Source organism: Streptomyces sp. NPDC127108 (genome assembly GCF_042677545.1).
Taxonomy (GTDB): domain Bacteria; phylum Actinomycetota; class Actinomycetes; order Streptomycetales; family Streptomycetaceae; genus Streptomyces.
Map to the genome: position 1 here is coordinate 159,482 of NZ_JBHXTE010000010.1, position 25,231 is coordinate 184,712.

Annotated in this window: 12 protein-coding genes and 2 pseudogenes; 4 read left to right on the forward strand and 10 right to left on the reverse strand. The window is 72.9% G+C overall.

Annotated elements, in window-relative coordinates:
* Positions 1–57: 57 nt before the first annotated feature.
* The gene (locus ACFVHO_RS11135) at positions 58–1,218 is read right to left on the reverse strand and encodes a serine hydrolase domain-containing protein (RefSeq protein WP_385712370.1); all 1,161 of its coding nucleotides are present in this window, start codon (positions 1,216–1,218) and stop codon (positions 58–60) included.
* A gap of 390 nt (positions 1,219–1,608) precedes the next feature.
* Between ACFVHO_RS11135 and ACFVHO_RS11140 the strand changes: the two genes are divergently transcribed.
* Positions 1,609–2,133 (forward strand): GtrA family protein, encoded by a 525-nt coding sequence (locus ACFVHO_RS11140; protein WP_385712372.1) that lies wholly within the window; start codon positions 1,609–1,611, stop codon positions 2,131–2,133.
* 77 nt (positions 2,134–2,210) lie between these two features.
* Here ACFVHO_RS11140 and glgB read toward each other — a convergent pair whose 3' ends face one another.
* From glgB to ACFVHO_RS11165, 5 genes are all read right to left on the reverse strand, one after another.
* Positions 2,211–4,769, reverse strand: coding sequence for a 1,4-alpha-glucan branching enzyme (glgB, locus tag ACFVHO_RS11145; RefSeq protein WP_385712374.1), 2,559 nt, complete (start codon positions 4,767–4,769; stop codon positions 2,211–2,213).
* A gap of 81 nt (positions 4,770–4,850) precedes the next feature.
* Positions 4,851–6,344 carry a maltokinase gene (locus ACFVHO_RS11150; protein WP_385712376.1) on the reverse strand — a complete coding sequence of 498 codons (1,494 nt, stop codon included), beginning with the start codon at positions 6,342–6,344 and terminating at the stop codon, positions 4,851–4,853.
* A gap of 169 nt (positions 6,345–6,513) precedes the next feature.
* Positions 6,514–8,232: a maltose alpha-D-glucosyltransferase gene (gene treS / locus ACFVHO_RS11155; RefSeq protein WP_385712378.1), complete on the reverse strand. Its 1,719-nt coding sequence runs from the start codon at positions 8,230–8,232 to the stop codon at positions 6,514–6,516.
* Entirely contained in the window at positions 8,229–10,340 is a 2,112-nt protein-coding gene (locus tag ACFVHO_RS11160; RefSeq protein WP_385712380.1) for an alpha-1,4-glucan--maltose-1-phosphate maltosyltransferase, read from the reverse strand. The genes treS and ACFVHO_RS11160 overlap by 4 nt, the downstream gene beginning before the upstream one ends.
* Before the next feature lie 288 nt (positions 10,341–10,628).
* Positions 10,629–11,828, reverse strand: a complete 1,200-nt coding sequence (locus ACFVHO_RS11165) for a S8 family peptidase (protein ID WP_385712382.1) — start codon at positions 11,826–11,828, stop codon at positions 10,629–10,631.
* A gap of 715 nt (positions 11,829–12,543) precedes the next feature.
* Here ACFVHO_RS11165 and ACFVHO_RS11170 point away from each other — a divergent pair.
* Together ACFVHO_RS11170 and ACFVHO_RS11175 are read left to right on the forward strand one after the other, a co-directional pair.
* Positions 12,544–13,020, forward strand: a pseudogene (locus tag ACFVHO_RS11170) (hemerythrin domain-containing protein); the annotation flags it as partial.
* A gap of 84 nt (positions 13,021–13,104) precedes the next feature.
* Entirely contained in the window at positions 13,105–13,494 is a 390-nt protein-coding gene (locus ACFVHO_RS11175; RefSeq protein ID WP_385712432.1) for a VOC family protein, read from the forward strand.
* Positions 13,495–13,504: 10 nt separating this feature from the next.
* Here ACFVHO_RS11175 and ACFVHO_RS11180 read toward each other — a convergent pair whose 3' ends face one another.
* Together ACFVHO_RS11180 and ACFVHO_RS11185 are read right to left on the reverse strand one after the other, a co-directional pair.
* Positions 13,505–15,835 carry a protein kinase gene (locus ACFVHO_RS11180; RefSeq protein ID WP_385712384.1) on the reverse strand — a complete coding sequence of 777 codons (2,331 nt, stop codon included), beginning with the start codon at positions 15,833–15,835 and terminating at the stop codon, positions 13,505–13,507.
* A 102-nt stretch (positions 15,836–15,937) separates the two neighbouring features.
* Positions 15,938–18,520, reverse strand: a complete 2,583-nt coding sequence (locus ACFVHO_RS11185; RefSeq protein WP_385712386.1) for a protein kinase — start codon at positions 18,518–18,520, stop codon at positions 15,938–15,940.
* 200 nt (positions 18,521–18,720) lie between these two features.
* On the opposite strand from ACFVHO_RS11185, the gene glgP reads away from it, so the two are divergent.
* A complete protein-coding gene (gene glgP / locus ACFVHO_RS11190) occupies positions 18,721–21,351 on the forward strand; it encodes an alpha-glucan family phosphorylase (protein ID WP_385712388.1) in 2,631 nt (876 codons plus the stop codon).
* A 156-nt stretch (positions 21,352–21,507) separates the two neighbouring features.
* On the opposite strand, the gene ACFVHO_RS11195 is transcribed toward glgP, so the two are convergent.
* A complete protein-coding gene (locus ACFVHO_RS11195) occupies positions 21,508–23,151 on the reverse strand; it encodes a M4 family metallopeptidase (RefSeq protein WP_385712390.1) in 1,644 nt (547 codons plus the stop codon).
* A 304-nt stretch (positions 23,152–23,455) separates the two neighbouring features.
* Positions 23,456–25,126, reverse strand: a pseudogene (locus ACFVHO_RS11200) (M4 family metallopeptidase); the annotation flags it as partial.
* Positions 25,127–25,231 lie beyond the last annotated feature (105 nt).

Genomic DNA, 25,231 nt, shown 5'->3' on the forward strand with positions numbered 1-25,231 from the left:
GGGTGGGGTGTTGCTGTTGGACCAGTCGCGCCCTGGAGGGGGAGGTGCGATGGGGAGTCAGGCGCACAGGGCTTTCTCGATGACCTTGTCCACGTGGGGGATTGTCGTCTTGTCGGTCGGCTGGGTCGTCATCGCCACGTTCGCCGCGTGGCCGTCGGGTGTGGCGCCGCCTCGGGTCTCGTAGCCGGGGAAGCTGCCGCCGTGGCCCCAGTAGACCTCGCCGGGGCGGCACGGGAGGGGCTTGCTGACCAGGCCGAGGCCGTAGCGGGCGCCGGGGCCGAAGGTCTTGTCGGCGCCCTTGACGGTCGTGCGCATCTGGTCCAGCTGGGGCTTCTTGAGGAGGCGGCCGCCCAGGAGGGCGGAGTAGAAGCGGTTGAGGTCGGAGTTGGTGGAGACGAGCTGGCCCGCCGCCCAGGTCCAGGAGGGGTCCATCTCCGTGACGTCCCGCAGCGGCGCGCCCGGCTTCTCCTGGATGTAGCCCTTGGGGTGGGGCTCCCGGATGGTGGCGTCACGGGGAGCGGGGAAGTAGGTGTGGCGCAGCCCGGCGCGCTTGATGACGCGGCGGTCCAGCTCCTCGGCGTACGAGTGGTGGGTGACCTTCTCGATGATCATGCCGGCCAGGACGTAATTGGTGTTGCTGTACTGCCACTTGGCGCCGGGCGCGAAGTTCGCCTTGTGCTTCAGTGCGATGTCGACGAGGTCCTTGGGCTCGTAGTGCTTGAGCGGGAGGTCGTACTCGGTGTAGTTGGGCAGGCCGCTGGTCTGTTGCAGGAGGTGGCGGACCTTGATGGCGTCGCCGTCGATGCCGTCGCCGCGCAGGAGGCCGGGGAGGTGTTCGCCGACCGGGTCGTCGAGGCGGAGCCTCCCCTCGGCCACCAGTTGCAGGACGACCACGGCGGTGAACGCCTTCGTGTTGCTGCCCACCCTCACCTGGCCGTCCCGGGGCACCTTCGCGCCGGTGGCGAGGTCGCCGACCCCCGCGGTGTAGGTGCGGGTGCGGCCCGCCGGGTCCTTGACGCTCGCCAGCGCCGCGGGCACGCCGTCGTCGCGCACGAGTTTGTTCAGGCCCTGCCGCACGGGGTCGGGCCTGGTGGCCGCTGTCGCTGCGGACGGCGCCAGTGCGCTCGCGACAAGGGCGCCGACCGCAGCCGCTGCCGCCGCCGTCACGACGCGCCGCCGCCCGGCCGGATGAACGCTCTGTCGCCTCTGCTCACGCATGTGCCAACTCCCGGAAAGGTGCGGAACCGGCGGATGATCACCGCCGGAATCAGCTTGTCCGGGTGTGGTGCCTCCGGGCGATCCGGCCACCCCGCCGCCTGCAGGTGGGGCTAGCCCCATGTCGCCGGACGGTGCTCTCGGCAGAGGATGGTGCCACCGGGACGCCCCGGTCGGCTCAGATGGCGCCAGTGCGCCAAAGCCGTGCCACTTCGCTGACCTGCGTATTTATGACACCAGTCGGGGCGTGGCGCCATTGATGACATCAGTGGTGCCATAAGTGGCTCGCCATGGCGCCATGAGTGTGCCATGATGGCGTCATGAGCAGCGCACCCCTCGGCCGCACGGTCGGGGGGGCGCGCGTTTCGCGGAGTGAGTCGAAGGGGTCGGATCATGGAGACAGCGCAGAGCCAGGAGCAGGCGGCACCCGGCGCCTTCACCGCCTTCGCCCGCTTCGTGCTCTGCGGCGGCGGGGTGGGAGTCGCCTCCAGCTTCGCCGTGGCGGCCCTCGCCTCCTGGATCCCCTGGGTCCTGGCCAACGCCCTGATCACCGTGGTCTCCACGCTCCTCGCCACCGAGCTGCACGCCCGCTTCACCTTCGGCGCGGGCGGGCGCGCGACCTGGCGCCAGCACACGCAGTCGGCCGGGTCCGCGGCGGCCGCGTACGTGGTGACCAGCGCGGCGATGCTCGTCCTGCAGCAGCTGGTGGCGACGCCCGGCGCGGTCGTCGAGCAGGTCGTCTACCTGTCCGCCTCCGCGCTCGCCGGTGTCGCGCGGTTCGTGGTCCTCCGCCTCGTCGTCTTCGCCCGGAACCGCACCCAGGCCCCGGCCGCCCCCCGCCCCGCCCTGCCGGTCCCCGCGACCGTGGCCCGCACCTCGGCCCCGGCCGAGCCCGCGGCGCTCTGCTACGCCGCCTGACGGCACCGCCCTTGACGACACCGCACTTGACGGCGCCGCCCCCGGCCGGGGGCGGCGCCGTCGGCGTCGGGCCCGACCTAGGCCGGGCGGAGCCAGATCGTGGCGAGCGGGGGCAGCGTCAGGCGCAGGGACGTGGGACGGCCGTGGGACGGGGTCGCGTCCGGCTTGAGGGCGTGGGGGTTGAGGACGTCGCTGCCGCCGTACCGGGCGGCGTCGGTATTGAGGACCTCCTGCCAGGCCGCGTACTCCTCGGGGACGCCGAGGCGGTAGTCCTGCCGGACCACCGGCGAGAAGTGGGACACCGCGAGCAGCGGCGCGCCCTGCGCGTCATGGCGGAGGAACGCGAACACGTTGTCCTCGGCGGCGTCCCCGTCGACCCACGCGAACCCGCCCGGGTCGGTGTCCCGCTGCCAGAGCGCGGGCGTCGCCCGGTACAGGGCGTTCAGGTCGCGGACCAGATCGCGGACGCCCCGGTGGTCGGCCTCCGCGCCGTACGCCGGGTCGAGCAGCCACCAGTCGGGCCCGTGCCCCTCCGACCACTCCGCGCCCTGCGCGAACTCCTGCCCCATGAAGAGGAGTTGCTTGCCCGGGTGGGCCCACATGAAGCCCAGGTAGGCACGGTGGTCGGCGCGCTGCTGCCACCAGTCGCCCGGCATCTTCGACACCAGCGCCCGCTTGCCGTGCACCACCTCGTCGTGCGAGATCGGCAGGACGTAGTTCTCGCTGTACGCGTACACCATCGAGAACGTCATCTCGTTGTGGTGGTGCTTGCGGTGCACCGGGTCCTTGGACATGTAGCCCAGCGAGTCGTGCATCCAGCCCATGTTCCACTTCAGCCCGAAGCCGAGGCCGCCGAAGCCACCCGGGCCGGTGTGATGGGTGGCCCGCGTCACGCCGTCCCAGGCCGTGGACTCCTCGGCGATGGTGACGACGCCGGGGCAGCGCCGGTAGACGGTGGCGTTCATCTCCTGGAGGAACGCCACCGCGTCCAGGTTCTCCCGGCCGCCGTGCTCGTTCGGCGACCACTCGCCGTGCTCCCGCGAGTAGTCGAGGTAGAGCATCGAGGCGACCGCGTCCACGCGAAGGCCGTCGATGTGGAACTCCTCGCACCAGTACGTCGCGTTGGCGACGAGGAAGTTGCGCACCTCCTTGCGCCCGTAGTCGAACTCCAGGGTGCCCCAGTCGGGGTGCGCCGCCCGCGCCGGATCCTCGTGCTCGTACAGCGGCCGCCCGTCGAACTCGGCGAGCGCCCAGTCGTCGCGCGGGAAGTGCGCGGGCACCCAGTCCATGAGGACGCCGATCCCGGCCCGGTGCAGCGCGTCGATCAGATGCTTGAAGTCGTCGGGCGAGCCGAGGCGGGCCGTCGGTGCGTAGAAGCCGGTGACCTGGTAGCCCCAGGAGCCGCCGAAGGGGTGCTCGGCGACCGGCATCAGCTCCACGTGCGTGAAGCCCAGGTCGGCCACATAGGCGGGCAGTTGGTCGGCGAGCTCGCGGTACGAGAGCCCGGGCCGCCAGGACGCCAGGTGCACCTCGTACACCGAGAACGGCGCCTCGTGCACGGGGGTCTCGCCGCGCCGCCGCAGCCACTCCTCGTCCCCCCACACGTGGGCCGACTCATCGATGACGGACGAGTTCGCGGGCGGCACCTCCGTGCGGCGCGCCACCGGGTCCGCGCGGAACGTCATGCCACCGTCCGGCCGCGTGATCTGGAACTTGTACAGCTCACCCGCGGCGAGCCCCGGCACGAACAGCTCCCACACCCCGCTGCCGCCGAGCGACCGCATCGGGAAGCCGACGCCGTCCCAGAAGTTGAAGTCCCCCACGACCCGCACGCCCCGGGCGTTCGGCGCCCACACCGTGAACCGGGTGCCGCGCACCCCCTGGTGCGTCATCGGCCGTGCCCCGAGCGCGTCCCACAGCCGCTCGTGCCGACCCTCGCCGAGCAGATGCAGATCGAACTCGCCGAGCGAGGGCAGGAATCCGTACGCGTCGGGGACCTCCAGCTCCGCCCCGTCGTACGCCACCCGCAGCCGATAGGAGTCCGGTACGGCGCGCAGCGGCACCACGGCCGAGAAGAACCCGTCCCCGTCGTCGGCCAGTTCGGCGCGCAGCTCCCCGACGACGACGGTCACGGCACGGGCGTACGGCCGCAGCGCGCGGAACGCCACGCCGTCGCCGCTGAGGTGGGCGCCGAGCACGGAGTGCGGGTCGTGGTGGGTCCCGTCGAGCAGCCGGGCGCGGTCGGATTCGGGGACGGAAGACTTGGAAGGGGAGGGGGAGGGGGTGGCAGGGGTGGTGGGAGTGTCGGCGGTGGTGGGAGTGGCGGGGGCGGTGGGGGAGGGCGCCGCCTCGGCCGTCGCTGTCGCGGTCGCCGTCGTGCGGGGCGCCTCGGCGGCGGGCGTCGAGGTCCTGCGGCTCTTCGCCTTCACGGGCCCCGCGGCCTCGGCCGACCTGGCCGCCTTCTCGGTGACCTTCTTGGCGACCTTCTTGGCCGTCTTCTTGGCAGCCTTCTTCGCCGTCTTCTTGGCCGCCTTCGGTGCCCTCGTCGACCGCGCCGGTTCCGGCTGCGGGGGAGTGCTCTCGGGCTGGTGTTCGGGCTGGTCCGACGGGGTGCGGGAGGTGGGGCGGCGGGTCACGGGGGCGGCCTCCTGTCAGCGGGCGGGGATGCGCGGTGGGTCGGGGCGGCGGGGCGGTGGGGCGGTGGGGCGGTGGGGCGGTCAGAGGGAGGCGTCGGTGCCGGGGTCGGCGGCCTGCTCCCGCGCCGACCCCGCGGCGAGCCGGTCGAGGGCGGCCAGCGGTACGGACAGCCAGTCCGGGCGGTGCCGGGCCTCGTACACGGCTTCGTACACGGCCTTGTCCGTCTCGTGGGCGCGCAGGAGCACCGGGGACGTCCGGGGGTCGCGGCCGCAGACGTCGGCGTAGCCGGAGCAGTACGCCGCGCGGCAGGTGTCGGCCCACTCCGGGGACCAGGGGCGCTGGACGCGGGCGGCGTAGTCGAAGGAGCGGAGCATGCCCGCCACGTCACGGGCGGCCGGCTGCGGCAGACGGCGTTCGGTGAGCGGGCGCGCGGGCTCGCCCTCGAAGTCGATGAGGGACCAGGTGCCGGACGGCGCGCGCAGGCACTGGCCCAGGTGCAGATCGCCGTGGACGCGCTGGGCCATGAGCCCGGTGTCGCCCTCGGTGGCGAGGTCGGCGAGCGCGTCGTAGGCGGTGCGCAGCGCGGGCGCGTACGGGCGCAGCGCGGGGACGGCCCGCGCCGCGGCGTCCAGGCGCTCCGCCATGCCCCGGGCGAGCAGCTCGACCTGCGCGCGGCCGAGCGTCACCGTGGGCAGCGCGGCGGCGAGGGCGGCGTGCACCTCGGCGGTGGCGCGGCCGAGCGCGCGGGCCTCGGAGCTGAAGTCGGCGCCCTTGGCGCGGAGTTGGAGGGCCAGCTCCCAGCCGTCCGTCGCCCCGGCCACATACGGCTGGAGGACTCCGAGGACCAGCGGTTCGTCGGCGCCTTCGGCCGTCATCCAGGCGGCGGGCGGCGGCACCCGGCGGCAGCCCTGCGCGGCCAGGGCGAGCGGCAGCTCCAGGTCGGGGTTGACGCCGGGCATCACCCGCCGGAACAGCTTCAGGATGAACGTATCTCCGTACACGAGTGAGGAGTTGGACTGCTCCACACCGAGCGGGCGGGGCACGAGGCCCGACGGTATGTCGACGCCGTGAGCGTTTCCGGCGCCGTCCGGGCCCTGGGCGCCAGGGGCGCCCCCGTTCGCCCGTGCCCGCAGGAACCGCAGCACGCCGAGCCGTCCCGGCAGCCGCAGCCGCTCCAGGAGCAGCCCGGCCAGACGCGGGTCGTGCAGCGCCTCGTACACGGTGCGCCCGGCCAGCGCGCCGCCGGTCACATGGCCGATCAGGGCGGGCGCGAGCCGGGGCGGGAGTTCGGTGCGGACGCCGAGCAGCAACTGGTAGCAGTCGGCGGGAAGTTCGTGCTCGGCTGCCGGGGCGGCCCCCGGCAGCGACTGGCGTACGCGGACGAGCAGGTGCAGCAGCCCCTGCTCGGCACCGGGCGGAAGGAGTTCCGTCGCCGCCACCAGATCGAACCCCGCGACCGGGCGGCCCTTGCCCGCGAACCACCGCTGGCGCGGCAGCCAGCCGCGCAGCAGCGGATCGAGCGACGCGAGGAGCGCGCCGGGGTCGGCACTGGGGCGGGTGGCGGCTTCCGACATGATGTCCCGTCCTTTCCGCGGCGCGGACAAGTCAGGTACGGAGGGAGGTGCCGAGCAGGGGAGGTGCCGTGTGCGGGAGATGCCGAGCAGGGACGTGCCGTGTACGAGTGCCCCGTGCGGGGTGGGTCACGCCGGGAGAGGCCGACTCACGCCGCCCGTCACGGCGACCTTACGCCGAGTCGTCGCGCAGTCGGAACCAGTAGAACCCGTGTCCCGCGAGTGTCAGCAGGTACGGCAGTTCACCGATGGCCGGAAAGCGCACTCCGCCGATGAGTTCGACGGGATGGCGGCCGTTGAAGGCCTGCAGGTCGAGCTCGGTGGGCTGGGCGAAGCGGGAGAAGTTGTGCACGCACAGCACCAGGTCGTCGCCGTCCTCACCGGTGGAGGGCGCCTCGCGCAGGAACGCGAGCACCGCCGGGTTGGACGAGGGCAGTTCGGTGTACGAGCCGAGGCCGAACGCCGGGTTCTGCTTGCGGATCTCGATCATCCGGCGGGTCCAGTGCAGGAGCGACGACGGCGACGACATGGCCGCCTCGACGTTCGTGACCTGGTAGCCGTAGACCGGATCCATGATCGTGGGCAGATAGAGGCGGCCCGGGTCGCAGGAGGAGAAGCCCGCGTTGCGGTCGGGCGTCCACTGCATCGGGGTGCGCACCGCGTCCCGGTCGCCGAGCCAGATGTTGTCGCCCATGCCGATCTCGTCGCCGTAGTAAAGGATCGGCGAGCCGGGCAGCGACAGGAGCAGGGCGGTGAAGAGCTCGATCTGGTTGCGGTCGTTGTCGAGGAGCGGGGCCAGACGGCGGCGGATGCCGATGTTGGCGCGCATGCGCGGGTCCTTGGCGTACTCCGCGTACATGTAGTCGCGCTCCTCGTCGGTGACCATCTCCAGGGTCAGCTCGTCGTGGTTGCGCAGGAAGATGCCCCACTGGCAGCCGGAGGGGATGGCGGGGGTCTTGGCGAGGATCTCCGAGACCGGGTAGCGGGACTCGCGCCGCACCGCCATGAAGATCCGCGGCATCACCGGGAAGTGGAACGCCATGTGGCACTCGTCGCCGCCCTCCGCGAAGTCGCCGAAGTAGTCGACGACGTCCTCGGGCCACTGGTTGGCCTCGGCGAGCAGCACCGTGTCGGGATAGTGTGCGTCGATCTCCGCGCGGACCCGCTTGAGCAGGTCGTGGGTGCGCGGCAGGTTCTCGCAGTTGGTGCCCTCCTCCGCGTACAGATAGGGCACGGCGTCCAGGCGGAAGCCGTCGATGCCGAGGTCGAGCCAGAACCGCAGGGCCGAGACGATCTCCTCCTGGACGGCCGGGTTCTCGAAGTTGAGGTCCGGCTGGTGGGAGAAGAAGCGGTGCCAGTAGTACTGCTTGCGGACCGGGTCGAAGGTCCAGTTGGAGGCCTCGGTGTCGACGAAGATGATGCGGGCGTCCTGGTACTGCTTGTCGTCGTCCGCCCAGACGTAGTAGTCGCCGTAGGGGCCCTCGGGGTCGTTGCGGGAGGCCTGGAACCACGGGTGCTGGTCGCTGGTGTGGTTCATCACGAAGTCGATGATCACGCGCATGCCGCGCTGGTGCGCGCAGTCCACGAACTCCACGAAGTCCGCGAGGTCGCCGAACTCGGGAAGGACCGCCGTGTAGTCCGACACGTCGTAACCGCCGTCGCGCAGCGGCGACTTGAAGAACGGCGGCAGCCACAGGCAGTCCACGCCCAGCCACTGGAGGTAGTCCAGCTTGGCGGTGAGGCCCTTGAGGTCCCCGATGCCGTCGCCGTTGCTGTCCTGGAAGGAGCGGACGAGCACCTCGTAGAAGACGGCGCGTTTGAACCAGTCGGGGTCGCGGTCCTTGGTGGGCGTGTCCTCGAAGGTGTCCTGGACGGGCTCGTTGAAGATCATGGTGTGGGTGACCCTCCGATCAGCGGTGAGGACGGTCGCAGGACGAGCACGTGCGCGGGCGCCCGGGCCGGGTCGAGGCGCACGTAGTTGGTCCTGCCCCAGTGGTAGGTCTCGCCGGTGAGCTCGTCGCGCACCGGCACGGACTCGTGCCATTGGAGCCCGAGCTGTGGCATGTCCAACGAGACGGTGGCTTCCTGGGTGTGGTGGGGGTCGAGGTTGACGACCACCAGAACCGTGTTCGAACCGCCGGTGCCCGCCGCCGACTTGGAGTAGGCGATCACCGAGTCGTTGTCGACGTCGTGGAAGTGCAGGTCGCGGAGGGTGGCGAGGGCCGGGTTGGCGCGCCTGACCCGGTTCAGGGTGCCGATCAGGGGCGCGATGGTGCTGCCCGTGCGCTCGGCGGCCGCCCAGTCGCGCGGGCGCAGCTGGTACTTCTCCGAGTCCAGGTACTCCTCGCTGCCGGGGCGCGCCGGGGTGTTCTCGCACAGCTCGAAGCCGCTGTACACGCCCCAGGTGGGCGAGAGCGTCGCGGCGAGCACCGCGCGCGCCGCGAACGCGGGCCGTCCGCCGTCCTGGAGGTAGGCGTGCAGGATGTCCGGGGTGTTCACGAAGAAGTTGGGCCGCAGGTAGTGCGCGGTCTCGCCCGCCAACTCCCGTAGGTAGTCGGTGAGTTCTCCCTTCGTGTTGCGCCAGGTGAAGTACGTGTACGACTGGTGGAAGCCGATCGCCGCGAGGGTGCGCAGCATCGCGGGGCGGGTGAAGGCCTCCGCGAGGAACAGGACGTCCGGATCGGTGCGGTGGATCTCGGCGAGCACCTCCTCCCAGAACACGACGGGTTTGGTGTGCGGGTTGTCGACGCGGAAGACCCGCACGCCGTGGCCGATCCAGAACCGCAGCAGGCGGACGGTCTCGGCCACCAGGCCCGGCAGGTCCCGGTCGAAGGCCAGGGGGTAGATGTCCTGGTACTTCTTCGGGGGGTTCTCCGCGTACGCGATGGTGCCGTCGGCCCGGTGGGCGAACCAGTCGGGGTGCTTGTCCACCCACGGGTGGTCCGGCGAGCACTGGAGCGCGAAGTCCAGAGCCACCTCCAGGCCGAGCCGCGCCGCCTCGCCCACGAACGCGTCGAAGTCGTCCAGGGTGCCGAGGTCCGGGTGGACGGCGTCGTGGCCGCCCTCCGGGGAGCCGATGGCCCAGGGCACGCCGACGTCGTCGGGGCCGGCCGACAGGGAGTTGTTGGGCCCTTTGCGGAAGGTGCTGCCGATGGGGTGGATCGGCGGCAGGTACACGATGTCGAAGCCCATGTCCGCGATCGCGGGCAGGCGCCCGGCGGCCGTGCGGAAGGTGCCGCTGACGGGCGGGGCGCCCGGGCGCACCACGGCCCCCTCCGAGCGTGGGAAGAACTCGTACCAGGACCCGAAGAGCGCCCGCTCGCGGTCGACCCGCAGCGGGAACTCCTCGGTGGACGTGAGGAGTTCGCGCAGCGGATGGCGGGCGAGGACGGCGTCCACCTCGGGGGTGAGGGCGGCGGCGAGCCTGGCGGCGGGCGGGCGGGTGCGGTCGCGCAGGGCCTCGGCGGCGGCGCGGAGGATCCCGGCGGGGCCGAGGGCGGGGGCGTGCGCGGTCGCGGGGGTGGCCGTGGCGGCGGGGGCGGTCGTGGTGGCCGGCGGCGCGGGCGCTTCCGCGGCGGCGCGTTCGTACAGCCGGGCGCCCTCCTCCAGGACCAGTTCGGTGTCGATGCCTGCGGGTATCTTGATCCCCGCGTGGTGCCGCCAGGTCGTCACCGGGTCGCCCCACGCCTGCACGGCGAAGGTCCACTCGCCCTCCCGGTCGGGCGTGACCCGCGCGCCCCACCGGTCGGTGCCCGGCGCGAGCTCCCGCATCGGGGTCCAGGGCCCCGGGCGCCCCGAGGGATCCCGCAGCACGACGTTGCCGCCCACCGCGTCGTGCCCTTCGCGGAAGAGGGTGGCGGTGACCTGGAACGTCTCACCGACGACGGCTTTGGCGGGGGCGCGGCCGCCGTGCACGACCGGTGTCACGTCCAGGACGGGTATCCGTCCGGTACGGGGTCGGACGGCGAACTCCCTTGGGGCCTTACGGGGTTGAGGCATGACCGCTCCTGTTCCGCGTGCGAGTGGGCGGAGGTGAGTCGTGGAGGGGTTCCGCGGCGCACCCGCGCCGGGCCCGAGGGGGCGTGTGCGGGTGCGTACCGGAGGAGCCTTCCCACGCTCCTCGGGTGGGCAATCCGGCGCTTTGTTAACTACTCGCGCGTAATGGCACGCACAAGGCCAGCCGCTGTCCGGGCCTGGTCCGGAAGGCGTGAAACCGGCTCCGCCCGGGTGGGCGGAGCCGGTCCCCGCGAGCGTGCGGCACCGGCGCGAGCTTCGTGAGATCGCCGACTACAGGCCGCTCACCTGCAGCAACCTGTTGGGCGACCCGGCTCCCGGGCCGGACACGCGGTCCTTGACGGAGCGTGCGACGAGCGCCTTGGCGACATCGGCGGGCCGCGCCGACGGATGGCCGGAGAGATACAGCGCGGCCGCGCCCGCGACGTGCGGCGCCGCCATCGACGTACCCGACGAGACCGTGGACGCGGTGTCGTTCCTGATCGACGCGGACCGGATCGCCACGCCGGGCGCGAACAGGTCGAGGCCCGCACCCCGGTTGGAGAACGTGGCGCGGGCGTCGCGGCCGTCGGTGGCGCCGACCGTCAGGGCCTGCTTGACGCGGGCCGGTGAGGACCGGCTCACGGGCTCGTTGTCGTTGCCCGCGGCGACCGCGTACGTCACGCCCGACGCGATGGACGCGCGGACGGCCGCGTCGAGTTGGGCGTTGGTCGGGCCGCCGAGGCTCAGGTTGGCGACCGCGGGCTTGCGCGCGTGCCGGGTCACCCAGTCGATGCCCGCGAGGACCTGGGCGAGGGTGCCGCTGCCCTCGTCGTCGAGCACCCGCACGGCCACGACCTTCGCCTTCTTCGCGACGCCGTACTTGGTGCCCGCGACCGTCGCGGCCACATGCGTGCCGTGGCCGTTGCCGTCCTGCGCGACCCCGTCGTTCTGCACGAAGTCCCGCCCGGAGCGGGCGCGTCCGCCGAAGTCGCGGTGCGAGGTGCGGACGCCGGTGTCGATGACGTACACCGTGACGCCCGCGCCCGCTCCCCGCGGCGCGGTGTACGACTTGTCGAGCGGCAGCCGCTTCTGGTCGATGCGGTCCAGGCCCCAGGACGGCGGGTTCGGCTGCCGCGCGCCCGTGCGCACCCGTGTGTCCGGGACGACGGACGCGACCCCCGGGTCGGCGGCGAGGCGGGCCGCCTGGGCGGCGTCCGCCCGCACGGCGAAGCCGTTCAGCGCCGCGCTGTACGTGCGGTCGATGCTCGCCCCGTACCGCTCGGCGAGGTCCCTGCCCGCGTCGGACGCGGCGTGCGTGCCCGGCGCGAGCGTCACGACGTAGCCGTTCCGGGCCGCCCCCGGGCCGGTGGGCGTGTCGGGTCCGGCGGGTGCGCCGTGGGCGGCGGTCGGGACGATCGAGAGCGCGGCCGCGGTGCCGGCCGCCGCCAGAACTCCTGTGAGGCGTAGGTGTCTTGCCCGTGGTTCAGCCATGACTGGGTTCCCTCCCCTGGGTTCGACGACAGGTCCCGCCGGGGGTGCGCGCGCGTCCGCGGGCACGGTGTTCGGCGACGCCGTCCCCCGCAGCGTCTCGTGCGGGGAGAAGGTGCGACAAGGCCGCACCGGCGGGTGGAACGGGTGGTATCGCCACGAAGCATGATCAAAGCGCCATCAGCCCAAGCTTGAGCTTGGGTTCGTACGAGCAATTCCGAGGATTGACTTGGGGTTTGGGGGTTCGGGAAGATCACGGCAGGGCCCTGGGCGGCAACCCGTCCCGGATCCCTGCCGGAGTCCGGACTCCGGCAGGGGAGCGGGCGGGTGCCGACCCGTCCCGGAACGGCTCGGACCGGAGCGTCGGCGGGGCGCCCCGATCCGCGTTGACAGGACGCGCGAACGCCGTTTGTAATGGGTGAGTGCCGCGTGGCACCGGCCGAAGAGCAGTGGGCGGGCCGGTGACCGGGCGAGCACCCACACCAAGGGACATGACCTTGTGTACTGATCACTTCACCTCGCCGCGCACCGGCACGACGTCCTCGACGTGACCGTGCCCGCGCGCCGGGCCCTTCGAGCCTGAGCGCGCCCCGCGCACCTCCCGTTCTTCGCTCCTCCTTCGCTCTTCCTTCTCTTCCAGCGCTTTTCCCGCGCTCTTCCCGCTTCCTTTCCGCGGTCTCTTCGCCGCGCACACACCTGTCTGGAGAACCCCTTCCGCATGCCCACGCCCACCACCTCGCCCGCGCCCGCCCCGCAGGCCCCCCGGGAGATCAACACCCTCGCCGACAAGCTCCTCGAAGTGCACGACTGGCTGCGCGACCAGCTGGTCCAGCTGCGCGCCGAGGCCGCGGCCCACTTCGCCGAACGCTCCGCCCACCAGGGCCCCGGCCGCCCGCCCGCGCCCGGCCTCGGCCTCCAGATCCGACAGCGCTGCCTGGAGTTCTGCGACGCGCTGACCTTCCACCACACCAGCGAGGACGACCACGTCTTCCCCGGCGTCGCCGAGTACCACCCGCACCTGCGGCCCGCCCTGGCCCGGCTGAGCGAGGAGCACCGCGCCATCGCCAGGCTCAAGGAGAGCCTGGTCGGGCTGCTCGCCGACCTCGCCGCGGCCGACCCCGCGGAGTTCCTCGGGGAGTTCGACCGGCTCGCGGCGGACCTGACGCGGCACCTGGAGTACGAGGAGACCTGGCTGGTTCCGGTGCTCGCCGAGGTAGCGTTCCCGCCGGTAGCGCCCGCACCGGAGGAAGGATCGGCAGTGACCACTGAGAGAAGCGCCGTGCGCGTCAAGGACTTCGACCACCTCGTCCTGAACGTCGGGGACGTCGAGCGAGCCCTGCAGTTCTACTGCGGCACCCTCGGCCTGGAACCGGTCCGGGTCGAGGAGTGGCGCGCCGGGAAGGTCCCGTTCCCCTCGGCGCGGGTCAGCCCCGTGACCATCATCGACCTGGTCTCCGGCGAGCGCGGCGAGGCCGAGGAGTCGAACGTCGACCACATCTGCCTGGTCGTGGAGCCGCTGGACTGGCAGGAGGTCATCGACTCCGGCAGCTTCACCGTCCTGGAGGGCCCGGTCGGCCGGTTCGGCGCCCGGGGCGACGCCCAGTCGATCTACGTACGGGACCCGGACGGGAACTCCGTGGAGCTGCGCTGGTACCCCGAGGACCGGTGAGCGACGGGGCTCACAGGACCCGGCCCGAGACGATCGGTCCCTTGCCGGACTCGGCGAACACCGTGCCGCCCAGGAACAGGGGCGTGTACAGCGTCTTGGGTTCGGGGCCCGTGGCGGAGTAGGGGATCGACCAGGTGGTGACCCGCTCCGCGTCGCCGTCGAGCGGAACGCCGCGGACGTCGTGGGAGTTCGCGACGAACACCCGGTCCTTGGACAGGGCGAGCGCCGTGGCGTCGCCGCCCGCGGGCAGGTCCCACAGCCGCTTCCCCGACCGCCAGGCGTAGCCCGTCAGGCGGTTGGGGGTCCGTGGGCCGGGGGAATGGGAGATGACCAGGACGTCGGCGCTCCCCACGACCGGCGGGGCGAGCGGCTTGCCCGTCCCGATGGTCCGGCGCACGGCGAGGGTGTCCGGATCCAGGACCCGCACCCCGTCCTCCGTCCGTGACCAGCACACCACCGCGTCGCGATGGCCGAGGAGGCTGTCGCACCGCGGCTTCGCGACGCGGGCGGTCCGGTCGCCGTCCTTCGCGGACAACGCGACCACGCCGCCGTTCTCCAGGGCGGTGTACAGCACGCCGCCCCGGACGAGAGGTGTCCCCTGGGGCTTGCCCTCGATCCGGGTCCGCCAGAGCTCGTCGCCCGTCACGGCGTTCCTGGCGCGCACGGTGGTGGTGTACGGGTCGGGGGCGCCGTCGAGGTTGAACTCGGCGGTGTACACCACCCCTTGGGCGTACGTCATCGAGATCAGGCCCGCGTACCGGGGCGTCCGGTGCCGCCAGACCACGTCGCCCCGCCGCACGCCGAGCGCGCTGACGCCCAGTTCGCTCGGGACGAAGACCCGCTCGGCGTCGGCCTCGGGCGGCAGCTCCTGGAAGCCGCTCGGGGTGCCGGAGAAGCCGGGCGTCGACCAGCGGTCGGCGCCCGTGGCCGTGTTCAGGGCCCGCGCGGCGCCACGCCCGTCCCGGCACACCAGGCTCTCCCCGGACAGGACGCAGCCCTTCCCCATGCCGTCCATGCCCCGGGACCGCTCGCGGGACCAGAACCGCCAGTCGTCCGGGCGCTCGGCACGGTCGGCCGCCGACGGGCCGAACTCGCCGGAGTGGTCCTGGTTCCCGTACGCGGTGACCACCCGGTCGGCCACGGCCCGGGGGGCGCTCGGCGGCTTCTTCGACGGGTCGTCGCCGGGGCGGTCCCGCAGCGCGTCCGGCAGCGTCACGGCGGCCACCGCGAGTCCGGCCGTGGTGAGCGCCGCCGCGAGGACCCACAGGCGACGGCGGCCGCGCCGGGGTGCGGTGGCGGGCGGTGGCGGGACCGGCTGTGGCGCCGGAGCCGCGCCCAGCGTCGGGGACGGCTCGGCCCGCAGCCGGGGCCCCGAGCTGCCCGCCGTGGTCGCGGCGTCGGCGAACCCGCCCTGGTCGTGGGCGCGTTCGCTCGCCGCGACGGCCTCCCGGTACTCGGCGAAGAGCGACAGGACGCCGGCGGGCCAGGGGAAGGGGGACGCGGGGCCCTCGGGTCCGGACAGGGTTGTGGCCAGGTCCGCCGGGGTGGGGCGGCCGTCCGGGGTCGGGTGCAGGCAGGCGGCGAGGGGGTCGCGCAGCTCGGGCGGTACGCCGGACAGGTCGGCGTCGCCCCGCACGATGCGGAAGATGACGGCGGCGGCCTCCGGGTCGTCGAAGGGGCCGTGGCCGGTCGCCGCGTGGCACAGGACCGCGCCGAGCGAGAACACGTCCGACGCGGGCACGACCGCGTGCGAACCCTCGATCTGCTCCGGGGCGAGGAAGCCCGGCGTGCCCACCAGGACACCCGTCATGGTCAGGGCCGTCGCCTCGAAGGCCTGGGCGATCCCGAAGTCGATCAGGCGCGGTCCCTCCGGCGTGAGCAGCACGTTGCCCGGCTTCAGGTCCCGGTGCAGGACCCGCGCCCCGTGCACCGCCGTGAGCGCGCGGGCGAGCGCGGCACCCAGCGCGCGCACCGCGGGCACGGGCAGCGGACCGCAGCGCTCGACCACGTCGGCCAGCGACGGGCCCGGTATGTACTCCGTGGCCAGCCAGGGGCGTTCGGCGTCCGCGTCGGCGTCCACCAGGGCCGCGGTGAACGGGCCCGTCACGGCGCGCGCCGCGGCGATCTCCCGCCGGAACCGCGCCCGGAACGCGTCGTCGAGGTCCAGGTCCTGCCGTACGACCTTCACCGCGACCAGCGCGGACGCGCCCTGCCCCGCCCCGCCGCCCTGGCCGTCCCTGCGCGCGAGGAACACCTCGCCCATGCCGCCCGCGCCGATCCTGGCGAGCAGGGTGTGCGGGCCGATGCGGCGGGGGGTGCCCGGGGGGAGGGGGGCGAGCATGGGGCTCCTCGGGTCGGCGGGGCGGCGGGGCGGTGGGGCGACGGTGATCGGGCGCGGCTCAGGGCCGGTTCAGGGCCGGTTCAGGGCAGCGGGACGGGCCCGCTACGGGATGGCCACCGACGAGATCCTGCCCTCGTCGTACACGATGTGCGCCACGCCGCCGAGGGCCAGGACGGTCGGCGGGCGCAGGGTCTCGGAGATGACCGTGCCGGCCGCGTTCGGCGGCGGCTCGGGGCGGTCGCCGGGCGCGCCCGGCACCGGGAGGCGGGTCGCCTTGCCGCCGCCGTCGCCGAGCGGAAGCGCGTACAGCGCCTCGTTGCTGGCGTAGACGACGCGCTTGCCGAGGATGAGCGGCGCCGACGGCGGGACGTTGTCCTTCGGCGTCCGCTCGGCGTACAGGGACTTCCCCGTGCGCACGTCGAGCACGAGGACCCGGCCCGCGCGGGTGTCCTTGACCACCGCGACGGCGTTGTCCACGGCGGTCACGAAGGGTGCGGGGCCGTTGCCCTGCGACGACGGGTACGGCAGCTTGCCGTCCATCCTCTTGAGGGTGCGCGGCGTCAGGCGCACCATCGCCGTGCGCGCCGCGCCGCCGCTCTCGTCGTCGGTGACGCACAGCACCGCCTTCGCGGTCGCGAGGACCGCGCCGCACGTCTCGGCGGACTGGCCGAGGAGGTCACCGGTCCTGGCGTCGTACGCGGCCAAGCCCTCCTTCTGGTCGGCGTAGACGACTCCGTCGCGCAGGGCCCGTACCGCGTACAGATTGAGCTCCGCCTTGGACTTCGGGGCCTCGCCGAGCGGCTTCTCCCAGAGGGGGCGGCCGGTGGCGGCGTCGTACGCGTGCAGGACCGACGCCCGGGCGCCCTCCTGGACGAACGTCACTCCCTCGATGGCCACGACGACCTGGTCGTCGAGAAGCGGCGCCTGGCCGAACGCGCGGTGATCGCCCGGGGGTTCGGCATCCCAGAGCACCCTGCCCGTCGTGGAGTCGCGCAGTTGCAGGGCGCCGTCACTGGCGATGGCCGCCCTGCCGCCCCTGACGCCGGGTTCGAGCCGGTCGCCGGGCATGAAGAAGGAACCGCTCGGCCCGTAGTACGCCTCGTCCACGGAGCCCTCCGCGTCGACCTTCCCGGACGTCCACAGCCGCTTGCCGTCGCTCGTGCGCACGGCCTCGTACGTGCCGTTCGTGAGCAGACACACCAGGGCGCGGGTGTCGGCGGAGCAGCCCATCGGGGCGTGGCTGAGCTTGCCCTGCCAGGCCTTCCAGCCCTTGGGGCGCTGGGTCGCGATCTGCGGCACGGTGCCCGACGCGTCCGCCGTGCCGCCGCCGCTCGCCTCGGCCCGCGCGATCAGCTTCCTGACGGCCGCGGGGTCCTTCGGTCCTGGCTCGACCCAGCCGCGCTCCGCGCTGTTCCCCGGGCTCCCGGCGTTCCCGCCGTCGCCCCCGCCTCCGCCCTCGTCCGAGGCCCCGGGACCCCACACCGCGAGCACCCCGCCGAGCGCCGCCGCCACCACGCCGACGGCGACGACGCCGAGGACGGCACGGCGGCGACGCCGGGGGCGGGCGGGACCGGAGCCGTCCCCCGGCACGGACGGCGGGGAGCCGCTCATCGTCGGCAACTGGTGGGCGCCGCCCGGGCCGTGCCCCGCCCCGGCCGTCCGCCCGGCACCGCCGGGACCCGGCGCCGTCGCGGGCCCGTCCTGAGCCGTCGCCGGATGCCCCGCCCCGGCCGCCGCCTCCGGCCACACCGGCACCGGCAGCAACGGCCGCCCCGAGGCGCACAGTTGCTCCACGTCCCGCCGCGCCTCGGCTATCTGCCCGCGGACGGGCTCGGGCCACTCGGGCGCGGCCGCCGCCTCCCGGAGCGCGCCGAAGCGCTCGACGAGGTCGGCCGGGGCGGGCCGCTCGCCGGGGTCGCGCACGAGACAGGCCGCGAGCAGCGACCGCAGTTCCCCGGGCATGCCGGAGAGGTCGGTCTCGGCCTGCGAGACCCGGTAGAGGACGGCCGCCACCGGACCGTCGCCGAAGGGATCGCGCCCGGTCACCGCGTAGGTGAGCACGGACGCGAGGCAGAACACGTCGGACGCGGCCACCACGTGTCTGCCGCCTGCCACGTGCTCGGGCGACATGAAGCCCGGCGTGCCCACGAGGAGCCCCGTCGACGTCATGGTGGACGCCGCCTGCACCCGGGCCACACCGAAGTCGATCATCTTGGGCCCGTCGAGGGCGAGCAGGACGTTCGCGGGCTTGAGGTCGCGGTGCAGCGCCCCCGCGTCGTGCACCGCGGCCAGGGCCCGCGCCATGCCCTCGCCGAGGGAGGCGACGGCGCCCGCGGGCAGCGGTCCGTGGCGGCGCACGGCCTCGGCGAGGGTGGGGCCGGCGACGTACTCCGTGGCCAGCCAGGGCTGTTCGCCGTCGGTGTCGCTGCCGACCAGGCGCGCCACGTACGGGTTGCGGATCGAGGCGGCCACCTCGGCCTCCCGCCGGAAGCGGCGCTGGAACACCGCGTCCGTCGCCAGCTCGTTGCGGATGGCCTTGACGGCGACCAGGTCCCCGGGCCCGTACCCGGACAGCTCCAGCGGGCGCGCGAGGAACACCTCGCCCATGCCGCCCGCGCCGAGCCGCGCCAGCGTCTCGTACGGGCCGATCCGGCGTGGTGACGACTCCCGAAGTTGGCCGATCATCCGCCCCGTACCCCCTGTGACCGCGTGAACTCTCGTGACCGGGGGTCACGTTATCCCTACGGCGGGACCATGGCAGCGGCAGGTCCACGACAAAATGGGGCGCCTCGGGCGCGCCCCGTGCGCCGTGGTTGCCGAGCCCCCGCGCCGCTACCGTCGATACGCCGAAAACGTCACGTACGCCTTTCCGACAGAGGTGCCCCGTGAAAGCCATCCGTCGATTCACCGTACGTCCCGTCCTGCCCGCCCCGCTCGGCCCGCTCGCCGAGCTCGCCCGCAATCTGCGCTGGTCCTGGCACCCAGCGACCCGCGACCTGTTCCGCGACGTCGACCCGGCCCTGTGGGAGGCCGCGGGCGGCGACCCCGTGCGGCTGCTCGGCTCGGTGCCGTCCGCGCGGCTCACCGCGCTCGCCGCCGACGACGGCTATCTGCGCCGCCTTCGCGAGGCCGCCGACGACCTGAGCGAGTACGTCACCGGAGAGCGCTGGTACCAGGAGCGACGAGGCGAGCCCGGCGGCGAACTGCCCGACGCCATCGCCTACTTCTCGCCCGAGTTCGGCGTCACCGCCGCCCTGCCGCAGTACTCCGGCGGGCTCGGCATCCTCGCCGGCGACCACCTGAAGGCCGCCAGCGACCTCGGCGTCCCCCTCGTCGGCGTCGGGCTGCTCTACCGCCACGGCTACTTCCGCCAGTCCCTGACCCGCGACGGCTGGCAGCAGGAGCACTACCCCGTGCTCGACCCCAACGAACTGCCCCTCACCCTCCTCCGCGAGACCGACGGCACCCCGACGGTGGTGCGGCTCGCCCTGCCCGGCGGCCGGGACCTCCGCGCACACGTCTGGCAGGCGCAGGTCGGCCGCGTACCGCTGCTCCTGCTCGACTCCGACGTCGAGGAGAACGACCCGGCCGCCCGCGAGGTGACCGACCGGCTCTACGGCGGCGGCAGCGAACACCGGCTCCTCCAGGAGATGCTGCTCGGCATCGGCGGCGTGCGGGCCGTGCGCGCCTACTGCCGGCTCACCGGGCACGCCGAACCCGAGGTCTTCCACACCAACGAGGGCCACGCCGGGTTCCTCGGCCTGGAACGCATCCACGAACGCGTCGGCGAGGGGCTCGGCTTCGACGCGGCCCTGGAGTCCGTGCGCGGCGGCACCGTCTTCACCACCCACACCCCCGTGCCCGCGGGCATCGACCGCTTCGACCGCGAACTGGTCGCCCACCACTTCGGCCCCGACGCCGAACTGCCCCGCATCGACGTCGAGTTGATCCTGCGCCTCGGCATGGAGACCTACCCCGGCGGCGAGCCCAACCTCTTCAACATGGCCGTCATGGGACTGCGCCTCGGCCGCCGCGCCAACGGCGTCTCCACCCTGCACGGCAAGGTCAGCCGGGAGATGTTCCAGGGCCTGTGGCCCGGGTTCGACGCCGAGGAGGTCCCCATCGTCTCCGTCACCAACGGCGTGCACGCCCCGACCTGGGCGGCCCCCGAGGTGATCCGGCTCGGCGCCCGCCAGATCGGCCGACAGCGCATCGACCGGGCCCTGTCCGTCGGCGGCTCCGATCGCTGGGACGCCGTCGCCGACATCCAGGACGGCGACATCTGGCTGCTGCGCCGCGAACTGCGCGCCCAGCTCGTCGACGAGGTCCGGCGGCGGCTGCACCTCTCCTGGCGCCAGCGCGGCGCCGCCACCGCCGAACTGGGCTGGATCGACGAGGTCCTCGACCCCGACGTCCTCACCATCGGCTTCGCCCGCCGCGTCCCCTCGTACAAACGCCTGACCCTGATGCTGCGCGACCGCGACCGGCTCATGGACCTGCTCACCCACCCCGAGCGGCCCGTGCAGATCGTCGTCGCGGGCAAGGCGCACCCCGCCGACGACGGCGGCAAGCGGCTCATCCAGGACCTGGTGCGCTTCACCGACGACCCGCGCGTGCGCCATCGCATCGTGTTCCTGCCGGACTACGGCATGGCCATGGCGCAGAAGCTCTACGCGGGCTGCGACGTCTGGCTCAACAACCCGCTGCGCCCCCTGGAGGCCTGCGGGACCTCCGGCATGAAGGCCGCCCTCAACGGCTGCCTCAACCTGTCCGTCCTCGACGGCTGGTGGGACGAGTGGTTCGAGCCCGACTTCGGCTGGGCCATCCCCACCGCCGACGGCGCCGCCACCGACGACCACCGCCGCGACGACCTGGAGGCCGCCGCGCTCTACGACCTCCTGGAGCGGCGCGTCACCCCCCGCTTCTACGAGCACGGCCCCGGCGGCCTGCCCGACCGCTGGATCGAGATGGTCCGCAGGACCCTGACCCGGCTCGGCCCGAAGGTGCTCGCGGGCCGCATGGTGCGCGAGTACGTGGAGCGTCTGTACGTCCCCGCCGCCCGCGCCCACCGTCTCCTCGCGCCGGACGCCGCCACCGCCCTCGCCGCCTGGAAGTCCCGGGTCCGCGCGGCCTGGCCGGGCGTCGCCGTCGACCACGTGGAGGCCTCCGCGACCGGCGCCACCGCCGAACTGGGCGCCACGCTCTCGCTGCGCGTCCGCGTCGACCTCGGCGACCTCACCCCCGACGACGTCGAGGTGCAGGCCATCGCGGGCCGCGTCGACCCCGAGGACCACATCACCGACGCCACCCCGGTGCCGCTCAAGGCCGCGAGCCGCCCCGACACGGAAGGCCGCCTCCTGTACGAGGGCCCGCTCGCCCTGGACCGCACGGGCCCGTTCGGCTACACGGTCCGAGTCCTGCCGACTCATCGGCTGCTGGCGGACGGCGCGGAAATGGGCTTGGTGGCGGTGCCGCTGGAGGGTACGGGGGAGGGAGCGGGCGTCCTGATGCGGTAACTGCATGTGCGGCGGAGGAGGTGCCCCTGAAAGGGGCGCGGGGAACTGCGCGACAAGCCACAGCGGACCCGCAGGCAAAAGAACAACGTGGTGCGGGCGGTACCCGGGGGACAGCTCCCTCGGGTACCGCCCGGCTCTACAGGCCCAGGGGCCAGATCACTTGACGTTCACTCCGGTCCACGCGGCTTCGACGGCCTTCACCTCGGCCGACCCGGCCCCATACAGGTCGCCCGCGGCCTTGACGGTGTCCTTGCGCGCCTGCGCGTAGTCCGTCGTCGTCGTGAAGTACGCGGTCAGCGCCTTGAACCAGATCTTCTCGGCCTTCTCACGCCCGATGCCCTCGACCTTGGAGCCGTCCTTGGTCGGGCTGTCGTACTTGACGCCGTTGATCTCCTTCGCGCCGCTGCCCTCGCTCAGCAGGTAGAAGAAGTGGTTGGCGATGCCGGACGAGTAGTGCACGTCGACGTTTCCGGCGTTGGTGTCCCAGTAGTCCAGGGAGTTGCCGTCCTTGGAGGGCTTGTCCATGTAGCGCAGCGGGGTGCCGTCGCCGTTGATGTCGATCTTCTCGCCGACCAGGTAGTCACCCTTGTCCTGGGCGTTGTCCGCCTTGAACTCGACGGCGGCGGCGAAGATGTCGCTGGTCGCCTCGTTCAGGCCGCCGGACTCGCCGCTGTACTCCATGTTGCCGGTGGCCGAGGTGACGCCGTGGGTCATCTCGTGCGCGGCCACGTCGATGGACGTGAGCGGCTTGGCGTTGCCCTCGCCGTCGCCGTACGTCATGCAGAAGCAGGAGTCCTGCCAGAAGGCGTTGACGTAGTTGTTGCCGTAGTGCACGCGGGACGTGGCGCCCTTGCCGTCGCCCTTGATGCCGCTGCGGCCGTGCACGTCCTTGTAGTAGTCCCAGGTGAGACCGGCGCCGTAGGCGGCGTCGACGGCCGCGGTCTGGGTGTCGGCCGGCTTGCCGGTGCCCCAGGTGTCGTCCGCGTCGGTGTACAGCTTGCCGCCGCTGGAGCCGTGGTTCAGGTCGAGCGTCTTGTGGCCGCCGCGCCCGCCGTCGGTCAGCTCGAAGCCGCTCGCCGCCTTGGTGGAGCCCACCTCGACGTCACCGCTGTACTGGCTGTGGCCCTTGCCGTTCTCGACGGCCTGGTACTGGAACAGCTTCTTGCCGGTGGCCGCGTCCGTGATGACGTGCAGCTCGCTCGGCGTGCCGTCCTTCTGCGTGCCGGTGACGACCGTCTCGAAGGCCAGGGTCGGCTTGCCCTCGGCCGCCCAGACCACCTTGCGCGGCGCGTTCGCGTCCGCCTTCTTCGTCTCGCCGGTCTTCGCCGCCGTCGACTCGGCCGCCTTCGCGACCGCCTTCGGCGCGAGCTTCGCGCTGGTCGACCTGACCTTCACGGCCGCCTTGGTGGCCTTGCTGACACCCTTGACCGCGCCGCTCTTGGCGGTGTGCACGACCAGGTCGCCGCCGAGGACGGGCAGGCCGTCGTAGGTGCGCTCGTAGCGGGTGTGCGTGGTGCCGTCGCGGTCCTTGACGACGTCGCGGACGACGAGCTTCTCCTTGGCGCCGAGGCCGATCTTCTCGGCGGTGGCCGCCGTCTTCGTCTCGGCGTCCTTGATGAGGCCCGTGCGGACGGAGGCGGAGAGCTGCATCGGCGAGGCGGCGGGGGCGTCGGCCTTGGTGGCGCTGACGTCCGGCTGTGCGGAGGCGCCGGTGGTCAGCCCGGCGGTGAGCAGCGCTCCGGCGGCGACTGCGGTGGCGATGACCAGGGTGGAACGCTTCCTCGATATGTGGGGGGTCACGCAAGCTCCTTGTGTGGGGGAGCCCGGGTGGCATGGGGGACCACCCGGGCCGTTAAGTGCTGTGCGGGATGTAACTGGTGTGCCGTGCGGGGGAAGCGTGCCATTTGGGCCAGGTACATGTCAGGACCTTGATTGAATGTTGGCCAAAAGAAGTTCGTTGGCCGAAGGTCAAGGTCCGCAATGCGAACAGTGGATGAAGAGGGTTGCCGTCCCGGGCGGTTGGCGGTAATGGGGCGCCCGGGACGGCGTTGCCTCACGCGGTCGTGGCCGCCGCGTCGCGGCTACCGCGTCGTCGCTACGACGCCGGCCGGGCGCCGACGTTGACCGCGGCCCACGCGTTCGCGACCGCCTTGTACTCGGCGCTGCCCGTGCCGCCGAACAGCTCGCTCGTGGCCGTGAGGGTGCCGGTGCGCGCCGCCGCGTAGTTGGTGGTGGTGTTGAACTTCGTGGTGAGTGCCCTGAACCAGATCTTGGCGGCCTTGTCGATACCAATTCCGGTCACTGGCTTGTTGTCGTACGTCGGCGAGTCGTAGGAGACGCCGTTCACGACCTTCTTCCCGCTGCCCTCGCTGAGCAGGTAGAAGAAGTGGTTGGCGATGCCCGAGGAGTAGTGCACGTCGACGTTGCCCGCGCTGCTGCTCCAGTTGTCGAGCGAACGGCCGTCCTTGGAGGGCTTGTCCATGTAGCGCAGCGGCGTGCCGTTGCCCCGGATGTCGATCTTCTCGCCCACCAGGTAGTCGCCCACGTCGCTCGGGTTCTTCGCGTTGAACTCGACGGCCGCGGCGAAGATGTCGCTCGTCGCCTCGTTCAGACCGCCGGGCTCGCGGCTGTACTGCATGTTGCCCGTGGCCGCCGTGACGCCGTGCGTCATCTCGTGCGCGGCCACGTCGATCGACGTGAGCGGCTTGGCGTTGCCGGAGCCGTCCCCGTACGTCATGCAGAAGCAGGAGTCCTGCCAGAAGGCGTTGACGTAGTTGTTGCCGTAGTGCACCCGCGAGGTGGCGCCGCGGCCGTCGTTCCTGATGCCGTTCCTGCCGTGCACGCTCTTGTAGTAGTCCCACGTCAGCGCCGCGCCGTAGTGGGCGTCCGCGCCCGCGGTCTCGGCGTTGGATGCCTGCCCGTTGCCCCACGTGTCGTCGGGCCCGGAGAACAGCGTGCCGTTGCCGGACGTGCCGCGGTTGAGGTTGGTCGTCTTGTGGTTGCCGCGCGCGGTGTCGGTCAGCGTGTACTGCGAGCCCGACTGCTGCGTGGTGAGCGGGACCTGGCCGCTGTACTGCGTGTTGCCGGTGCCCTTGTGCACGCCCTGCCACTGGCGGAGCTGCTTGCCCGTGGCCGCGTCCGTGACGACGTGCAGCTCGTTCGGCGTGCCGTCCTTCTGCAGCCCGCCGATCACCGTCTCGTACGCGAGGACGGGGGCGCCGTCGGCCAGCCACACCACCTTGCGCGGTGCCTGCGACGCCTTGGTCTTCGTGGACTTCTGCGACTTGGCCGTGCCCAGCGCCTGCTTCTCCGCCGCGGCGGGCTTCACCTCGGCCCCGGTGCCGGTCCCGGCGAGCTTCGCCTTGGAGGCGCGGTTGACGTCCGTCACCTTGCCGCTCTTGTCGGTCGCGACGACCATGTCGCCGCCGAGGACGGGGAGTCCGGCGTAGGTGCGCTCGTAGCGGGTGTGCGTGGTGCCGTCGCGGTCCTGGATGACGTCGCGGACGACCAGCTTCTCCTTGGCACTGAGGCCGAGGGTGTCGGCCGTCGTCGCCTTGGCCGAGTCGGCGTCGCGCAGCAGCTCGGCGCGCTGCGACGGGGAGAGCTTCGCGGGCAGGGCGCCGGTGTCGACCTTGGTGCCCGAGGCCGGGTTGTCGGCTGACGCGGTGCCCGCCTGCACGGCCATGCCGAGGAGGGCGGCCACGGCCGTGAAGGTGCCTATGGCGGTGGCCCGCCTGCGAGCGGAACGTCTGCGGGGTGTGGGGGAGTTGCTCAACACGGACTCCTTCTGCGCGGCCGCTGGTCGAGCGGCCAGGGGGCGACCGGACGGCGGTGACCGTCCGGGGCGGAGCAGGCAGTACGTGGTGCCGTGAGCTGCGGT

Coding starts and splice junctions, on each gene's coding strand:
- ACFVHO_RS11135 (WP_385712370.1), bottom strand. CDS start 1,218: ATGCGTGAGCAGAGGCGACAGAGCGTTCATCCGGCCGGGCGGCGGCGC.
- ACFVHO_RS11140 (WP_385712372.1), top strand. CDS start 1,609: ATGGAGACAGCGCAGAGCCAGGAGCAGGCGGCACCCGGCGCCTTCACC.
- ACFVHO_RS11150 (WP_385712376.1), bottom strand. CDS start 6,344: ATGTCGGAAGCCGCCACCCGCCCCAGTGCCGACCCCGGCGCGCTCCTC.
- treS (WP_385712378.1), bottom strand. CDS start 8,232: ATGATCTTCAACGAGCCCGTCCAGGACACCTTCGAGGACACGCCCACC.
- ACFVHO_RS11160 (WP_385712380.1), bottom strand. CDS start 10,340: ATGCCTCAACCCCGTAAGGCCCCAAGGGAGTTCGCCGTCCGACCCCGT.
- ACFVHO_RS11165 (WP_385712382.1), bottom strand. CDS start 11,828: ATGGCTGAACCACGGGCAAGACACCTACGCCTCACAGGAGTTCTGGCG.
- ACFVHO_RS11180 (WP_385712384.1), bottom strand. CDS start 15,835: ATGCTCGCCCCCCTCCCCCCGGGCACCCCCCGCCGCATCGGCCCGCAC.
- ACFVHO_RS11185 (WP_385712386.1), bottom strand. CDS start 18,520: ATGATCGGCCAACTTCGGGAGTCGTCACCACGCCGGATCGGCCCGTAC.